The following is a 440-nucleotide window of genomic DNA, read 5'->3' on the forward strand; positions in this document are numbered from 1 at the left end:
GCTGCTGCGCGCCGACCGGCTCGACGTCGAGGTCGCCGTCGCCGGCCGCTTCGGGGTGAGGCGGGCACTGACCGCGCCGGCGACGCTGGTGCCGCTGATCCGCGACGACACCGGTACCGCGCTGGTCGGAACGGCGTCGTGGACAGGTTCCCCCGAAGGCACAGCGCTCGTCGGCGAGGCCGTCGTCGACGACACCGTGCTGTTCGACGGCGACGTCCACGGGGTGCGGATCGAAGCGACGGCGGCGCTGCCGGGTCTGCGCGCCGCGGTGCTCTCGCCGCGCGGGCGGCCGCGCGGCTGGGTGTCAGGGCGCGCCGTACAGCTCGGCACCCCGGGGGCGCTGCTGACCCGCGACGGCGTTGCGGCGCCGCGGCCGGTGAAACGCTCGACCTTCTACCGGCACACCACGGGCTGGCTGCGGGTCGGCTGACCCGCCGGCC

1 protein-coding gene is annotated in these 440 nt (G+C 76.8%); it reads left to right on the plus strand.

Features of this window, described 5'->3' with window-relative positions:
• A partial coding sequence (locus Q2100_RS31455; RefSeq protein WP_302917153.1) for a hypothetical protein occupies nucleotides 1–430 on the plus strand: 430 nt, incomplete at its 5' end.
• Between the last annotated feature and the right edge of the window lie 10 nt (nucleotides 431–440).

Source organism: Mycolicibacterium arseniciresistens, assembly GCF_030519285.1.
GTDB classification, from domain to species: domain Bacteria; phylum Actinomycetota; class Actinomycetes; order Mycobacteriales; family Mycobacteriaceae; genus Mycobacterium; species Mycobacterium arseniciresistens.